Origin of the sequence: Microbacterium sp. UBA1097 (assembly GCF_002313585.1) — a bacterium.
In the GTDB taxonomy this organism is placed as follows: Bacteria; Actinomycetota; Actinomycetes; order Actinomycetales; family Microbacteriaceae; genus Microbacterium.
The window spans coordinates 60,156-76,696 of the sequence record NZ_DCBW01000016.1; the positions used below are offsets into that span (position 1 = coordinate 60,156).

At 64.4% G+C, this 16,541-nt stretch carries 12 protein-coding genes and 1 pseudogene; 2 read left to right on the forward strand and 11 right to left on the reverse strand.

All coding sequences use genetic code 11. The features are described from left to right. Nucleotides 1-1,487 (reverse strand): annotated as a pseudogene (locus tag B4F19_RS04430) (LGFP repeat-containing protein); the annotation flags it as partial. A 394-nt stretch (nt 1,488-1,881) separates the two neighbouring features. On the opposite strand from B4F19_RS04430, the gene B4F19_RS04435 reads away from it, so the two are divergent. After that, on the forward strand, nt 1,882-2,820 hold the full coding sequence (locus B4F19_RS04435) for a glycosyltransferase (RefSeq protein ID WP_292733006.1): 939 nt from the start codon (nt 1,882-1,884) through the stop codon (nt 2,818-2,820). A 37-nt stretch (nt 2,821-2,857) separates the two neighbouring features. Here the strand turns inward: B4F19_RS04435 and B4F19_RS04440 are convergent, their stop codons facing one another. From B4F19_RS04440 to B4F19_RS04475, 8 genes are read right to left on the reverse strand one after another with little or no spacing between them, the layout of a single operon-like run. Further along, entirely contained in the window at nt 2,858-3,796 is a 939-nt protein-coding gene (locus B4F19_RS04440) for a UDP-glucuronic acid decarboxylase family protein (RefSeq protein WP_292733008.1), read from the reverse strand. Between the two features lie 30 nt (nt 3,797-3,826). After that, complete coding sequence (locus B4F19_RS04445) at nt 3,827-4,708, reverse strand: glycosyltransferase family 2 protein (RefSeq protein ID WP_292733010.1); 882 nt, start codon at nt 4,706-4,708, stop codon at nt 3,827-3,829. Nucleotides 4,709-4,746: 38 nt separating this feature from the next. Beyond that, the gene (locus B4F19_RS04450; protein WP_292733012.1) at nt 4,747-5,640 is read right to left on the reverse strand and encodes a glycosyltransferase; all 894 of its coding nucleotides are present in this window, start codon (nt 5,638-5,640) and stop codon (nt 4,747-4,749) included. A 10-nt stretch (nt 5,641-5,650) separates the two neighbouring features. Beyond that, nucleotides 5,651-6,877 (reverse strand): lipopolysaccharide biosynthesis protein, encoded by a 1,227-nt coding sequence (locus B4F19_RS04455; RefSeq protein WP_292733014.1) that lies wholly within the window; start codon nt 6,875-6,877, stop codon nt 5,651-5,653. An 11-nt stretch (nt 6,878-6,888) separates the two neighbouring features. Continuing rightward, nucleotides 6,889-8,019 (reverse strand): glycosyltransferase family 4 protein, encoded by a 1,131-nt coding sequence (locus B4F19_RS04460; RefSeq protein WP_292733016.1) that lies wholly within the window; start codon nt 8,017-8,019, stop codon nt 6,889-6,891. Nucleotides 8,020-8,024: 5 nt separating this feature from the next. Continuing rightward, complete coding sequence (locus B4F19_RS04465) at nt 8,025-9,230, reverse strand: glycosyltransferase family 2 protein (protein WP_292733018.1); 1,206 nt, start codon at nt 9,228-9,230, stop codon at nt 8,025-8,027. Continuing rightward, entirely contained in the window at nt 9,227-10,417 is a 1,191-nt protein-coding gene (locus B4F19_RS04470; RefSeq protein WP_292733019.1) for a glycosyltransferase family 4 protein, read from the reverse strand. The genes B4F19_RS04465 and B4F19_RS04470 overlap by 4 nt, the downstream gene beginning before the upstream one ends. Nucleotides 10,418-10,419: 2 nt before the next feature. Beyond that, nucleotides 10,420-12,342, reverse strand: a complete 1,923-nt coding sequence (locus B4F19_RS04475; protein ID WP_292733021.1) for a DUF6541 family protein — start codon at nt 12,340-12,342, stop codon at nt 10,420-10,422. A gap of 168 nt (nt 12,343-12,510) precedes the next feature. Here B4F19_RS04475 and glf point away from each other — a divergent pair, with 168 nt between their 5' ends. Next, nucleotides 12,511-13,647 carry a UDP-galactopyranose mutase gene (glf, locus tag B4F19_RS04480; protein WP_292733023.1) on the forward strand — a complete coding sequence of 379 codons (1,137 nt, stop codon included), beginning with the start codon at nt 12,511-12,513 and terminating at the stop codon, nt 13,645-13,647. A gap of 6 nt (nt 13,648-13,653) precedes the next feature. Here glf and B4F19_RS04485 read toward each other — a convergent pair whose 3' ends face one another. Then, complete coding sequence (locus B4F19_RS04485) at nt 13,654-14,631, reverse strand: glycosyltransferase (protein ID WP_292733025.1); 978 nt, start codon at nt 14,629-14,631, stop codon at nt 13,654-13,656. After that, nucleotides 14,628-16,538 carry a glycosyltransferase gene (locus B4F19_RS04490; protein ID WP_292733026.1) on the reverse strand — a complete coding sequence of 637 codons (1,911 nt, stop codon included), beginning with the start codon at nt 16,536-16,538 and terminating at the stop codon, nt 14,628-14,630. Before B4F19_RS04490 ends, B4F19_RS04485 begins: the two co-directional genes overlap by 4 nt. Nucleotides 16,539-16,541 lie beyond the last annotated feature (3 nt).

Here is a 16,541-nt window from a genome sequence, read left to right on the forward strand (position 1 = left end):
CCTTGGAATTGTTGCGTGTAGTTGTCCCAATTCGTGGGTGTGGGGTCAGAGGTCGGCATTCCGAGAATGTTGAGCTCGCGTCCCCAGTTGGACCATGTCGTCACGCTCGAATTTGGCACGACACGAATCCCGATATCGTCGTGCGACACGACCCACCCCCCTTCGAAGACCTGTATGCAGAACCTGGAGGAGCTGCACTGCGCATCGGTGAGAGGCAGGCCGAGCGGACCGTACTCCCTGCCCCAGTAGCCCCAGACTGTTCGGACATCCGTGGCGACCAGGCGCACACCGATCCGATCGTTAGAGACGAGCCAGCCCCCTGCGAACTCCTGGCGACACGCGTCCTGCATGTCCGCGCACGACCGGGCAGATGCCGGGAACCCCAGGGGGCCGAACTCTCGCCCATAGTTTCCCCATGTGGTCGTATACGCATTTGTCACAGCAAAGACGCCTGACGGTCCCCGTGCGATCATCCCTCCCTCGAAGGACTGCACACAGCCTTCCGAGGAGCAGCTGACTGCGGAACGCGGGTGACCCAGCCAGGCTCGGTTGGCGGCATATACGTCCGCAAACTCTGCTGGTACACCAAAACCTTGAGTCGAGCCGAACCAGTCCGTGAAGTAGTTGAAGAAGTTCCGATTGCCATAGCTCGAGCAGGCGTCACCGAGGCCGTACCCGGCCGAGAGAGCAGCTTGATTCGGCTGGTAAGGCGTGTAGTAGTAAAGATTGGCCGTCGCCTGGTTCTCGATGAAGACTGGGCCTCGGCCACATGAGGCATTCGGGTGGTAGAGCACGTTCCAGGTGCGTCCAGGCGAATACCACGTGAAGAAGTTACTTGTACCCGGCGGGTTGGCGTAGCGCTTGAGCTGCCACGCGCCACCGTGCACTTGGTTGAAGAGGCCGTAGTAGCGGACGTCGCATGCCGCGGTATCTGGGCATCCTTGGCCCATAGCGGCCTGGTAAGCCCACGAACTTGGCGCAGTCGAAGTAACCAGTCCCTGCTCCTTCTGGAGCATCACCAGGATCACCTGCGGATTGATCCCGCAGGCTTGCGCGACCTTATAGATCACCCGAGAAGCGCGTTCGACTTCACCTCCGGCGTAGGCGCCGCACATTGCATCTGAAGCGATCGAACGGGTTTGCACATAGTAGTCCTTCAAGCACGTGTAGCCCGATCTACATGTAGCCACCTTGCTCTCGAGGAACGACTGAATCTGCGCCTCGGACATCGTGCCCGCGTTGAAGAAGACCGCGTCGCTGATGATGTTTCCCGGTTTGAACTGGCTGAGATCGGCCGTCTTCGCAATCGCTGACGTCGGACCAATATCGCTTGACATGCGGACGCTGCCGTTCGCCTCTGCGCCACTAGACGCACTGGCACCCGTGACGAGTGCCGCCCCAACCAGCAGCGGCGCGGCAATAAGAGCCCATGCGCGGCTTATCCTCCATCGGAGAAGCGTCGGGCTGGATCTCACTACGCGCGCCATCGTCCTATTGTCCCCGACGTGGCCCCAGCGGACGTCGTCGGCGGCTGCGTGTTTTATGCTGCTCGGGTCGCCGGACATCGAGGCTTGTTCTCGTTCCTCTCCTTCGCCGCTCGGACGTCTCGGTCTTCTGGAGCGAATGGTTCGGGGACCGAGATGTCGCACCTAGACTTGGTCCGTGATTCGCGCGACGCCTAATACTCTTGCTCACCGTGGTTCGAGCTGGCATCGGATGGTTCGGCGAGGCCAGGGCACTCCGTGCAGAGCGGCGTTCCACCCGGGAGGCGCCGTCTCTAGGGACAGAGGCTAGTCCGTGTCTATCGCGCCCAACTCGCGAGTCGTTTCGGCGGGAACGCGTGTAGCTCCTCTTGCCCTCTGGGGTGCGGTACTTGCGGCTGTGGGACTGTTCGTCTTCACGGTAGCTTCGTTGATCAACGTGCCAATCAGGCTCGCTTTTCCGGTTGCCGACGGTTTCTTCCGTGACGTTGTGTGGATGTCCGGCGCGCCCCTCACTCTCGGTACCGTTCTCATCCTCGCGGATTTTCTTCTCTTCTATCGTCGGCGCCGCCAGGGGCATGAGCTATCGCGCGACACTGTAGATCGCTCTGCGGTCACGGTAGTGCTCACGGCATACAACGATGAGGCGAGTATCGCTAACGCCGTTTCGGACTTCCTCGCGAACCCTCTCACGAAGCGGGTGGTGGTCGTCGACAACAACAGCGCCGACGGCACGGCCCGTGCTGCAGCGAATGCGGGTGCGACCGTCGTCGTTGAGGAAAAGCCAGGATATGGTCGTTGCGTATACCGAGCGCTGAGCGAAGGGGCGAGCTACACCGACACGGAGCTCGTCGCACTGTGCGAAGGCGACATGACCTTTCGAGCCTCCGATCTGGAGAAGCTCCTTGCATATATTCCGCACGGTGATGTCGTAAACGGTACGCGTATCGTGGAACAACTGCGCGAGAAGGTCACGCAACTCACCACATTCATGTTCTGGGGCAACTTCATCGGTGGAAAGTTTCTTGAGTTCAAGCACCTTGGCAGAGGCACAGTCACTGACCTCGGCACGACCTACAAGCTCTGCCGCTCCGCCTTCCTTAGAGACCATCTCGCAGACTACGACCCGAGCGTCAATCTTGAGTTCAACGCTCACTTTCTCGATGTCACACTCAAGAATGGCTTCAAGCTGGTAGAGGCGCCCATCACTTTTCACGCGCGAGAGGGTGAATCGAAGGGCGGCAATGTGTCGAATTCGAGAGCCACTCGCGTAGGTCTCAAGATGCTTACGGGTCTGCTGATCTCATGGAGGTTGGTGCGTACCCGGGACCCTCGGTGAGCTCACACGTAGCTAGACGCGGGCGTGAAACAACGCGTCAGGCGACGACACCGCGAAAGTAGTCGACTGTCTGGGTGAGGCCGCGACGCAATTCCACGGTGGGTTCCCAGCCGAGCTCGCGGCGAGCAAGGGTGATGTCGGGCTGCCGCTGCTTCGGGTCGTCCTGGGGCAGCGGGCGGTGTTCGATGCCGGAAGAACTGCCGGTGATCTCGAGTACGGTCTGCGCGAGCTCGAGCATGGTGAACTCGCCCGGGTTGCCGACGTTGATCGGGCCCGTCACGTCGTGTCCCGTGTTCATGAGGCGCACCATGCCGTCGACGAGGTCGTCCACGAAGCAGAACGACCGCGTCTGCGAGCCGTCGCCGTAAATCGTGATGGGCTCGCCACGCAACGCCTGCACGATGAAGTTCGAGACCACACGGCCGTCGTTGGGGTGCATGCGAGGCCCGTAGGTGTTGAAGATGCGAATGACCTTGATGTCGAGGTCGTGCTGACGGCGGTAGTCGAAGAACAGCGTCTCGGCCGCTCGCTTACCCTCGTCGTAGCAGGAACGCGGGCCAATGGGATTGACGTTGCCCCAGTACTCCTCGACCTGCGGATGCACGGCCGGGTCCCCGTAGACCTCCGAGGTCGAGGCCTGGAGGATCGGTACGCGTAGCCGCTTGGCCAGCCCCAGCATGTTGATGGCGCCCATCACGCTGGTCTTGGTCGTCTGCACGGGATCGTGCTGATAGTGCACGGGCGAGGCGGGGCAAGCCAGGTTGTAGATCTGGTCGACTTCGAGGTACAGCGGGAAGGTCACGTCATGACGAATGACCTCGAACCGAGGATTGGGGAAGAGGTGTTCGACGTTGCGGCGACTGCCCGTGAAGAAGTTGTCGACGCAGATGACCTCGTGTCCCTCGTCGAGCAGACGCTCGCTGAGATGGGATCCGATGAAGCCTGCGCCACCGGTGATCAGAACTCTCGATGACACCGCCACAGCCTAGCATCGGTGCCCTGCGCGTCAGCGGGTGGTCGAGACCATCCTCCGCTGCCCAAACGTGCGGCCCAGCGCGCCTTCGAGGCGTCCGGCGAACATGGGCCACCCGTCGCTGACTCGCACCGGCCTCGGATTGCGGATGCCGTAGAGCAGTCCGGCTCCGACGAAGGCGGCGCGCCACCAGAGCGGGTACCCATGCACGCTCACCGCCCGACCTGTTCCTCTGCCGTATGCCCGCAGCTTTCGGCGACGTTCGGTGTCGGTGAGGCCGAAGGCTGTCGAGATGCCGTCCACGTGGACGGCGCGGTCGACCCAAACGAAGGAGTCGACGACGGCAGGGCGGGTCTGCATCACCCGCAGCAGCAGGTCGGTACCTTCCGCGACCTGCCACGGGGTGTCGGCGCCCGGTCCGATGCTCTCGTCGAAGCCGCCGACCTCATCGAAGAGTGACCTCTTCATGAGGATGCCCATCTCGATGACGCTCCACACGTTGAAGATGTCGAGTCGGGTGCCCGGGTCGGGAAGAGTCGTCTTGGGCCCTCGCTCGTCCCATGACGTGAACCCGCCCACCAGGAAGCCCGGGGCGGAGACCACTCCGCGGAGCGACGTAATCGTCCCGCGTGGATAGCTCGTGTTGTCGTTGGGAAATGTCACCACGAACTCGCCCGGCGGAAGCGCCGCGACGCCGGCGTTACGTCCGCGCGACGCCCCGCGTTCGGACGTCGTAACAGTGACAGGTAGGCCGCGCCTGGCGTATTCGTCTGCCAGTATCGCCACTGCTTCGTGGTTACCCTGCGCGACGAAAACGACCTGGTCGTTCGGTGTCAACTGCCCATCGAGAGAAGCGAGCAGGGCGCGGAGGGCGTCGATACGCCCGAGCGTGGTGACGATGAGCCCAAGATTCACGATCTCCATTCTGCCTGGGGGTCCGTGCTGTGTGTCCGTCACGGGAGTTGCTCGAACGCAAGGTACGCCGGGTCCGGTGCGTGTCTACCCAAGCGCCATCCCGCGAGCACGTACCTCGCGCCTCGCACGTCACCCGATAGTGCTGTGACGGCGGCCTTGGTGGCGAGGCGAGCAAGGCCGAACGCCGTGGTCCGACCACCACGGAGGGTGAGAAAGTGCCGGAACGCCTGGCTCGCGTAGGCCAGAACCCGCGAGCCTGCACGCGCGTGAGACGACGACACGGCGTGAACCAAGCGTGCCTCCGCAACTTCGGCGAACCCGACCTCGGCGTCGGCCAGTCGAAACCCGTACTCAACGTCCTCCCAATACATGAAAAAGCGCTCGTCGAGCATTCCGGCTCTCGAGATCGTCTCTCTTCTGAGGAGCACGCACGCCCATGTCAGGAAATCCGGCCGCTCTCCCGACCGCGGCTGTCGGATACTCCAGGTCCAACGGTTGAGCACTCCGCCTGCCGAGAAGAATCTGCCTTCGGGAGTGACGATACGCGGCCCGACGATTCCGAGCGATGAGTCTCGATCGAGTGCATCGCTCAACTTCGCGAGGTCATCGGGGTCGAGGGTTGCGTCATTGTTGATCACCAGCAGTCTCTCGATCGCAGAGTCTTCGAGGAGATCTCGCATACCGGTGTTCACGCCCACCGCGAATCCCGTGTTCGACGCCAGCTCATGGAAGGACAGCCGCGGATCGGCGCTGAAAAAGGAAGCGATGCGCCCGTCCGCTTCGTTGTCGACGACCACGATTCGGGCGACGTGAGGGCTGCGGAGCAGCCGGTCAACACATTCACGCGTCTGCGCGCGGTCGCGCCATGTGAGAACGACCGCACCGATAGCGGGGCGGGGTGCGGGCGAAGAGCCATCGCTTGGCTTCGTCATCTGTGCGATCTCACTTTCCTACAGGCGGGGTCTCATGCCATGCCCTGACGGCCGCTGCGCACGGAGCCCAGAGCAGCAGGGTGGACAATCCTTCGGTGACGGCGTAGCCGATCGCCGCGCCGATGGGGCCGATCGTGATGGCCAGTGCGATCATCACAGGTATGCCGACTGCGCTCGCGATGAGTGAGGCGCGAACGACCACCCGCGTTTGGCCCGCGGGAAAAAGTACGTGGCGCATCATCGACGTGCGCAGCGAGAGGAAGGCGAACACCAGCCCCATGGTCGCGAGGATCGCGTAGCCGGCTGCTGCCGCCTCCCCGAAGAGGATGAGGCTGGCCCAGTGTCCGAGAACAGCGAGCGCGACGCCACCCACGAGTCCGAACCCTCCGTGTGCGGCGAGGGCAATGCGGACGCGACGAGCGCGCTCGCGCCCACTGACTTCACCCACCCAACTCTGGAGCGCACTGGCGAGGGTGAAGGGGAGGATGCTGCCGAGCTTGAACATCTTGTCGGCGGACGCGAACCCCGCGGCCGCCTCGGGTGCAGCAGTGACATTCACGAGGGGGGCGGGAACGCTCGAGTACGCGCTCTGCGTCGCGTCGTTCAGGGCCACCGGGAAGCCGCTCCGCAAGAGACTCGGAATCTCGCGGAGCGAGGGCCAGGATCCCGGCTCCTTTCGCAGTAGTCGCCACGTGAACACCGCCGTTCCCACAAGGGTTACGAGGATCCCGGCGATGGGGTAGACCTCGACGAATCCCGTCGCGGCGATGACTACGGAAGCGGCGATGGTCACGATGAGGCGCGGGAGTGCGTCGTAGAAGATGATGGTGCGTGGGTCACCGACGCCCGCGCAGTACCAGGTGAACGACAACGCGATCACAGCGCCTTGGGTGCCCATCAGGACGGTGAGCCATTCCGCGCCAGGTGAAGCGATAAACCAGCAGATGATCGCGAGCGCGGGAATCGCTACCGTTGCGATGAGGAGGCGGACGGCGATCGATTCGCGGTACAAACGAGCCCGATGAGCGTCGTCGAGCGCAACCGATACGAGTGCCGGTCCGATCGCTGCCCATCCGTAGCCGACGACGATGGCGATGAATGTCCCGACAGCCTCGCCGGCGATGGCGCTGGCCCATCCGCCAGGGCCAGCCGTTCTCGAGACGAGAGGCAGCACCACCAGCGGTGATATCGCTGACAGCGCCGGCGGGAGCATAAATCCGAAGAGGCGCCTGCGCATGCTGAGGCTGCTCATCGTCTCGATCCGCGCCGGGACCGGTCGAGTGCATCAGCCAAGGCCTGCGCAGTGGCCTGAGCGGCGCTCTCCCAGGTGAATCTTGCGGCCCACGTGAGCGCTGCCTCGCGATTGTCCGTATCCCATGGAGTGCCGAGAGTGCGCTGGATCGCATCGGCAAGCGAGCGGGGCTCGCCGACTGGTACGTAGCTCGCGACGCCGCCGCCTACCTCTCGAAGCACGGGAATGTCGCTCGCGATGACGGGGACGCCTCGACGCAACGCGTCCAGCACAGGTAACCCGAATCCTTCTGCTCTCGACGGGCAGACGTACACGGCCGCCACCTGGTAAAGGGCTTCGAGCTGGTCGCGTGTCACCCAGCCGGGAAGGATCACGTCATCGTCAAGTCCTCGCCGAGTCACCTCCGGAGCCAAGGGGTCAGGGAGCTTGCTTCCTGCGATGACTGAAACTGGCCGATCCTTGGGGTGGATACGACTCAGGGCGTCCAGGAGACCTTCCAAATTCTTATGTGGAAGGCGACTGCCTGTGCTCAAGAGGACCGACCGGTCCCGAGGAATACGCAGATCGGCGATCGCTGCCCAGGGGTCAGCGACGGGGCGGGGTGCCTCGCTGCCGTTATGGGCGATGCGAATGCGATCGTCGGGGACGCCCAATAGGTTGTGGATGCTGGCCGCAGCCGCATGAGAGACCGTGAGAACGAGGTCAGCGGTGCGCGCTGAGCGGGTCATCAGCCATGACGTCGCCGCGCGCTGCGCGCGTTCCCGGCGACTGCCGGGCACTTCGTCATAGATCGCATCGTGCACGGTGACAACCCGCGGGACACCGTGGACGATCGGCCCGAAGTTCGCCGGCGCCCAGACCAGGTCAGCGCCGTTGCGCCTTGCAAAGGTATCGGTAGCGACGATCGCGCCTGCTGCCCAGCTCGCCGGGCCAGCGCCGACCCACCCGAGCGTATGAACACGTCCAGGGAAGAATTCGCGCACGTGTTCGGTTCCCGCGCGACCGGTGAGCGCGGCGAACTCGATCCCCGGCAGAAGCCTCGGAAGTCGAGGCAGCAGTTCGCGCGCGTAGGTTTCGGTCCCTCCCCTCAGGCCGGTGAAGCCGAGCAGATCGACGAGGATTCGCACGCCGTTCAGCTCTCGATCACGGCATCCGGACGTTGCTCGCGTCGTGGAGTCGTCAGGACGCCCGAGAAGAAGCTCATCATGATCGTCTGGAAACCGAGGATCATGCCCAGGGCGCTGGGGATGGCGATCCGCACGACCTCAGCAGCGTCCTGCGGCCCGAAGTCGAGGCTGCCCCAACGGATGACCTGCGCGATACCTATCCCCACGCCCAGCACGAAGAGCGCCACACCGACAAGCAGCCCCCGCTCCGCCGTCCATCGGGCGACCACTCCCCGAAACTGCGCACTCGTCGGGAGGAAGGCCTCCTGGGTCGCGTAGAGCTTGGTGAGCCAGAAGAACAGGAGCGACTGGTATCCGATGACGCACAGGGCGCTGGCGTAGACCATCGTCGTGACATCGAACCCGATGCCGCCAATGCGGACACCGCCGAATGAGAGCACGCCCACGGCGATCGCTCCGAGGAAGAACGCCACCAGCCCGGGGTAGACGAACAGCCACCGCGGCGCGAAGATCAGCAGGAACCGCAGGTGTCGCCATCCGTCGTGCCAACTCCGCAGGTGGGGCGGGCGAGAGCGGCCGTCCTTCTTCAACGTTGTGGGCACTTCTTCGATGCGGTACTTGGGGCGCGCGAGGGTCGACTTGACGACCATCTCGGAGGCGAATTCCATCCCGGTCGTCTGAAGATCGAGATCCCGGATGCTGTCACGGTTGAACCCGCGCAGCCCGCAGTGGAAGTCGCCGATGTTCGGGCGGAAGAAGAGCTGGCCGATTCCCGAGAGCACCGGATTGCCCAGGTATTTGTGCAACGGGGGCATCGCCCCGGGAGCTATTCCGCCACGGAATCGGTTGCCCATCACGAGGTCGGCGCCGTCCCGGAGCCGATCGACGAACGGCTGCAGGTTCTCGAAATCGTAGCTGTCGTCAGCGTCGCCCATGATGATGTATCGACCGCGGGCGTTCTCGATGCCGTTGATGAGCGCCGCACCGTATCCCCGCCGAGGGGCGTGGGACACGCGCGCGCCCAGGCGCCGCGCAATCTCTTGGGAGCCGTCTGTGCTGCCGTTGTCAGAGATGAGCACCTCGCCGGCGATGCCCGACCCCTCGAGAAAGCCCTGCGCCTTGCGTATGCAGACCTCGAGCGTCTCGGCCTCGTTGAGGCACGGCATGAGGATCGTCAGCTCGAGTTCGGCTGCGTCGTTCGTCGCGGTCACGGGAGGTGTCCTTCGTTCGGGTGGCTGGGGGCGGGGTGTCCGTCGATCGCCGCCACGATGGCATCCATCGTCCGGGAGATCGTGCGGGTCTGTACCGCATCCTGGTACCACTGGTAGGTCGAGTCTCGCAGCCGATCGCCGTCGCGTACGCACGCGACGATCGCTGCTGCCAGATCGTCGGCAGCGTCGGATGCGGCGACGTAGCCGTTGACGCCGTCATCCACGAGTTCTGTCGCTGCGTTTCCCTCGTCGGCGACAAGCACGACGGGCGTACCGTGGGCTGCCGCCTCGACGACGACCAGGCCGTAGCCTTCGCGGCGGGACGGGTTTGTCAAACACGCGGCTGTTGCCATGAGATCGGTGAGTTCTTCCTGCTCGATAAAGCCGGGCATCCGCGTCCATGCGCTGCCACCGACGCGGCCTACCTCTGCGCGGACCTGTTCCGTCGTGGCTCCCTCGCCGAGGATCACGAGTTCGAGGTCGGGAACCGCCGTTCGGGCTGCCGCAACCGCCGCGGGGAGAGACTCGACGCGTTTGTCGGCGATGTGACGGCCCGCGTAGAGCACGAACGGGGGCTGTGTCGCATGCCTGGGCGGACTACTCGCTGTGGTGCCGTCGATGAGGCCGGGGCTGACAAGCAGTGTGCCGCGGAAGTCTTCGCCACGGAGGCGATTTGCGCTCAGTTGCGAGTGACAGGTCGCAATTGGTGTCATCGCGATGGCGACGCGCTGCAGCAGCCAAGCGATCGTGCCCATGACCACGCCGGAGTAGGCGATCCACTGCGCCCGCCCCCATACTTCGAGATAGTCCACGATCAGAGGTGTTCGTGAGCCGATGAGGGCAAGCCGCGCCGCGAAGACGTTGAGCACGGGCAGGCCGCTGACGATGACCGCGCGCGTGCTGCGCCGTCGGCGCCGGAGCGCCCCGAACACGCCTGTGGCAAATCGCAGTGCCGCGCCGCTGCGTCGCACGCCCGCGTCGTCGTAAAGACGAAGCCGACCGGTGATCGCCTCGATGCGGTACGGAGCCTCTGGTGCCGGACCCTCCCATTGGCGCGCGGTGAGGTACTCGACGTGCTCGCCGCGCGTGATGAGGTCGCGGGCGAACGCGTCGTATTGGCGCTCGCCGCCGCCCTTGGTGAGGGGGTAGAGACAGTCGAAGACTATGGCGATATCGCGTCGTGTCATGCTCAACAACCCACGACCTGGAACAGTCGCGCGTCGCCCTGCGAGTCGACCAGTTCGAGGTGCTCGCCGGGAGCCAGATTCTGGATCCCGGCGTACGCCTGCGCGCCTTCGGCGCTGTCGAGAATGTCGCGATCGCCGAAATCGAGGACATAGTCGACCCCCAGCGCGCGGATGCTGCCACACACGCGCGGGTCTTCGTCGATGTCGCGAAGGTGGGCGTCGAGGTACAACTCGTCGTCGCTCCGCGTGCCGAACACGTGCATCTCTGTAACGTCCCGCCCCGCGATGGCCAGAGCGAGGGAGGCACCCGTGCGAGGGCTGCCCGCGATCAAGGCATCCTCGGGGACCTCGTCGCCGAGGCGCTCGAGCAGTGCGCGCTCGTCCGGGCTCAGCAGGAGAGAATCCGGAGTCGAGGAGTAGGCCTCCCTGACCTGCGAAAGCGCACCGCGTACATTGCCGGCAGCAGCCACCGACAGGGTGAAGACGACGAGGACCGCGACGATCGCTGCGCCTCGCGCGCTCCGGCTCCAGGACCACGAACGCATCAGGTCGCCGAGGCGATCGGCAAGATATGCGCCCCCGAGTGCCGCGAGCGGGATCATTCCCATGGGGAGCATGGCGGCCAGGCGATTGGCGTCGTTGTACCAGGGATTGGTCAGAGCTTCCCGGAGGAAGAACTCGCGGGGCGTGCCCGATGCAATGACGAAGAGGAACACGGTGACAGCGAACGGTACGGCGACGACGAACAATGACGGGCGCCGAACGATCGCGACCACCGCGGCACCCAGAAGAACCGCGGCGACGAAGGCCGGCGCGAAACCTCTCGGCGCCGCGAGAAGTCCCTCGCCGAACGCCTGGGCGGCGGATTGCCATCGGTCCCAGCCGGAATGCTCCGCGGACGTCCGGCCGGCGATCCACAGGATCAGCCCGAATGCGAGCAATGCGGCGGCGCCGACACCAGAGCGCACGGATGCGCGAAGCGTGCGCACGTGCAGGGCGTGCTGCAGCAGCTGGATCAGCACCAGGGGAGTGGACAGCGCGTATGCGACCAGCAGCGCGTTCGGATGGGCGAGGAACGCGCCGCCGGCAAGGAGCAGGAGCAATGCCACGTCGCGCAGGAGCAGCGGGCGGGGACTTCGGCCGAGCCGTATTGCGACGGCGATGACCGCGGGAGCGACCGCGTACCCGGTTGCATTGGGGTAGAGCACACCCCAGTTGAAGAACAGCGCCGGGAAGGCGCCGAACCCCGTGGACAAGACCGCTGCAGAGACGGCCACCGCCGCGCGTTCCCCGGCAAGGGTGAGGGCGAGCCCGGTCACGGATGCGGGCCAAAGAAGCGCCGATACGGCGATGTTTGCGACGTTCACCGCGACGGGCACCGTCGCGCTGGTGGTCACGGACACCAGGGACGCGAGGGCGTGCCAGGCATTCGGATAGAACGCGATGTCGGACGTGGCGCCGATGTTGAACGCCGACGCGTTGGCGGTTTCGACGGCGTACCGAACGCTGTTGAGATGAACGATGTTGTCGAATCGCTGAGCGATGTTGTCGGGGTCCGCGAACGCCCACACCAGCTGTGCAGAGATGACGACGAACGCCGTTGCCAGTGCGCCGACAGTCCACCACACGAGGTGTGGCGTGTCGGCGGGGCTTGCGAGCCCTCGGGCAAGTCGACGCAGACCGAACGCGACAGCGCCAATGAGGATCGTGAGCGCGAGAACGGGGAGAAACGACCATCGCATGCCCACCAGAGGAGCGAGTACGGCAGCCGCGGCGATGACGGCCGCCGAGGTCGCTGGTACGAGCAGTAGCGTCTTGGCGTTTCGGATTCCCCAGCCGGCGGCGACAATGACCGCCCCGGGGAGGATCAGCGCGAGTACCGCCACCGTGAACGGCGCGATCGCAGCCGACCAGCTCTCGATCATGTGCCTGATCGCCCCTTCGTTCGGTCAACGCATCATGGTAGTAGATGCGTCAGTTCACTCCCTGCGCAGCCGCTGAGGAGCCCAGGAGCACGGCGCCGGTAGACTGCCGGGGTTGACCGCGCACCGAGCCGCCGATGCGCGGCTCCCCGATCGAAAGTCTGATCCACCATGGACCTTCTCGTTGTCGGCTCGGGCTTCTTCGGTCTCACGATCGCTGAGCGCGCCGCGAGCGCCGGCCGTCGCGTGACGGTGATCGACCGCCGACCGCATATCGGCGGCAACGCTTACAGCGAGGCCGAAGCATCCACCGGGATCGAAGTCCACCGGTACGGCGCCCACCTTTTCCACACCTCGAACGCGACAGTGTGGGAGTACGTCAACCGATTCACGGCATTCACGCCCTACGTGCACCGTGTGTACACGAACCACGGCGGAGTCGTCTATCCCCTGCCGATCAACCTGGGCACGATCAACCAGTTCTTCGGAGCCGCCTACTCTCCAGCCGAAGCGCGGGCGCTGATCACCGAACAGGCGGGGGAGTTCGACCCGAAGGCGGCCCGTAACCTCGAAGAGCGCGCCATCGGCCTGATCGGGAGGCCGCTGTACGAGGCATTCATCCGCGACTACACCGCAAAGCAGTGGCAAACCGATCCGACCGAGCTGCCCGCCGAGGTCATCAGCCGCCTGCCGGTGCGCTACACGTACGACAACCGCTACTTCAACGACACCTGGGAGGGTCTCCCGGTGGACGGCTACACCTCCTGGCTCGAGCGGATGGCCGACCACCCGAACATCGAGGTGAAACTCGACACCGACTTCTTCGATGAGACACAGCCTCTGAACAAGTCGGCCACCGTCGGGCAGGTCCCCATCGTGTACACCGGCCCCATCGACCGGTACTTCGACTTCGCGGCTGGTGAGCTGTCGTGGCGAACCCTCGACTTCGAGGAAGAGGTCCTCGGCGTAGCCGATTTCCAGGGCACCCCGGTCATGAACTACGCCGACGCGGACGTCCCGTACACGCGCATCCACGAGTTCAAGCACTTCCACCCCGAGCGCGCCGATCGCCACCCCACCGACCGAACCGTCATCATGCGGGAGTACTCGCGGTTCGCCACCCGAGACGACGAGCCCTACTACCCGGTCAACACCCCCGAGGATCGGTCGGGACTGTTGTCCTATCGGGAACTGCAGAAGGGCGAGGCGGGGGTCCACTTCGGCGGACGCCTCGGGACATACCAGTACCTCGACATGCACATGGCCATCGGCTCGGCCCTGACGATGTGGAACAACACGCTCGCCTGAGCGGACTCAGGGTGTCGTCGTCTGCCGTTCCAGCGCGGGCATCGGCATCCACCCCCGGTCTCGACTAATCTCCCGGCCGTCGCGCAGTCCACGGAACAGGTGGCTGGTGCCGCGAACCGTGCGTTCGACGACGACCAGTCGGATCAGCTCCTTCGCGAATGTCAGTGCCGTGCCGACAGCGAACGGAAGCGGGCGGTAGAAGTCGTTCGCTCGGTAGTACTGCTTGATAAGGGCGCGGTTGCGCATGATGTAGTACCGGTAGGAGTCGCTCGAGGCGTTCATGTGGCGCACGCCCATATCCCACTGCTTGATCTCGCGGGTGCGACGCAGCACGAACTCGTTCACGATGACCGATGTCGTGACCCGAGATGCCAGCCAGCCATATACCTGATCGTCCCAATAGATGAAGAACCTCGGGTCTGGCAACCCGATCTGACGGACGATGTCGCGGTGGATGAACATTCCTTCGAAGCACCCGGAGTTCATCTCCTTGTACCCCGAGCCGTCGAATTCAGCGGGCGCAAATGGGATCGGGATCCCCATTCGCTCGGCGATGCGGTACTGCCAATAGAACTCGCTGCCGTCGAAGTCGTAGCGGCGACCCTGGATCGAGCGGAAACGCTCCGACCACCGGCCCATCTTCGCCAGTCCGTCGGGGATGACTTCGACGTCGTCATCCATGAGCCAGATCCACTCGGACCCCAGTTCATAAGCCGTCTGCATCCCAGCGCTGAATCCTCCGGACCCCCCGGTATTGGTTTCGAGTCGGCGATAGACCAGTTCGGTGCCAAGACGGTCGCGGAAGGATTCCACGACCTCGGTGGTGTCGTCGGACGATGCGTTGTCGATGACCACGACGCGACCGGGCTTCGGATCCATCTCGCTGATGCTGGTCAGCAGCCGAGCGAGCAATCCGGAACGGTTGAACGTCACAGCGACGATGGTGGCGGTAAGCGGATCGAATGCCGCGGGCGTCGGCGTCATCGCTCCTCCTCGAATGCGGCGCGCCACGCCTCGGGCGATGTGAGCCGAGTCAGCTCTCTGCGGTACTGCTCAGCCAGTTTCGGCCACCGTCGTCGGAGTTGGCGGTGCAGCCGCAGAGACTCGCGGAGCTTGCGTCGATACTGGTCGCGGTCGCGGGTGTAGATGTTCTTGCCGCGGCCATCGGCGGAACTCACGAGGGCGCTGTCATAGACGGGAACGCGCCACCAGTGCGCGTCGAGCTTGCCGAACTCCACTTCGGGCTGTGCGAGGTTTGCTGCATCGGGCCGGTGAATCCAGTGAGAGACGAGGGTCTTGAGCGTGAACCATCGCAGACGCACACCGGTCGGGCTATCGAACTCGTGCCGTCGGGACTGCTTGAAGACGACGCGACCCTTGCGGGCGCGGAGCTTCGTGCTGTCGTCGCGGTGCACGACCGTCTCGGGGAACTCGGCCGCGAGTTCTCGCGCGGCAGGCATGGCAGTGGCGAGGTTCTGCCACATGTGCGCAGGCCCGCTCAGAATGTCGCGCAGTGCCTGGTGGCGAAGCGCGACCGGGTAGTACTGCATCATCATCAGGTGCTTGAGATCCATCCTTCGGCTGTGCCGAAGGAGCGTGCCTCCCTCCGGAGCACGGGAGTGAAGGAGTCCTGCGACGATGCGGTTGCGGGCGTGGAAATAGGCCTGCCAATCGATGGTGTCGTCTTTACCGACCCACGACACATGCCACAGGGCGATGCCGGGTACTGAAACCGTGGGGAACCCTGCCTCGCCAGCGCGGAGGCAGTACTCGGCGTCATCCCACTTGATGAACGCCGGCAGGGCGAGGCCAACCTCGCGGACTGTCTCCATCGGGATCAGGCACATCCACCAACCGTTGTAGTCCGAATCCAATCTCTGGTGCAGGATCTTCGTCTGGCGCAGGTTGCTCGCGCTGAAATCGTGGGGGAACTCCTCCTGGTAGAGGGTTCGCCACATGAACGGGACCTCATCGACGACCTCCGCCCAGGCGTGCAGCTTCGGGCGATCCAACAGGTCGAACATGTGCGCACCGACGATCGTCGGGCGGGTGGCGTACTGGCCGAACACGATCGACCGACGAAGAGATTCGGGTTCGATGAGAACGTCGTCGTCGAGGAGCTGCACGAAGTCGCTCTCTGGGCGGTCGAAAGTCTCCATCATCGCCCGAGAGAATCCACCCGATCCACCGAGGTTCGGCTGACGGATGATCTGTAGGGTCTCCCCGAGCCGTTCGCTGAGCTCGGGGTGCTCCGGTCGGTCGGCGACGAGGTCGGTGCCCTGGTCGATGACGAAGATCCGGTCGACGAGCTCGAGAACATCAGGGCTGTCAGCCAGGCTCGCGAGCGTCTGCACGCAGTAGTCGGGCTTGTTGAAGGTCGTGATGCCGAGGCTGGCCTTACCCGTGCGGACGGGTTCCTGCTCGGTGGTCCACTCTGCGCCCTCGAACACTGCTGCGCTCTCGTCGGCCACGATGTCGAACCAGATCCAGCCGCCGTCGCTGTAGCGATCAAGCGTCAGATCGAAGTGCGCTTCCGAGTCGCCCGTGACTTCGCGAGTGTCGAGTCGCTGTCGGACTCCATTTCCGTTGGACCGATAGACCAGAACCGTCGCAGGACCGCTGGTCCGAACAGTGAGGCGGATGTTGCGAACCACCGTCCAGTGCTGCCAGTAGGAGGCGGGGAAGGCGTTGAAGTAGGTTCCCAGCGACACGCGGCGCCCGGCGACGATGCGGGCACGCCGACGGTCGAGGATGTTGCCCAGGTGGGCCCGGCTCGATACCCGCACGGGCTGCTCGTCGATCACAGACCAGATTTCGGGGTCGGCGTAGAGAGGCAGAAGGTCGGGGTCGCGTTCGAGGGGGAAGACGACGTTCTGGAGGACGTGGGTCACCAA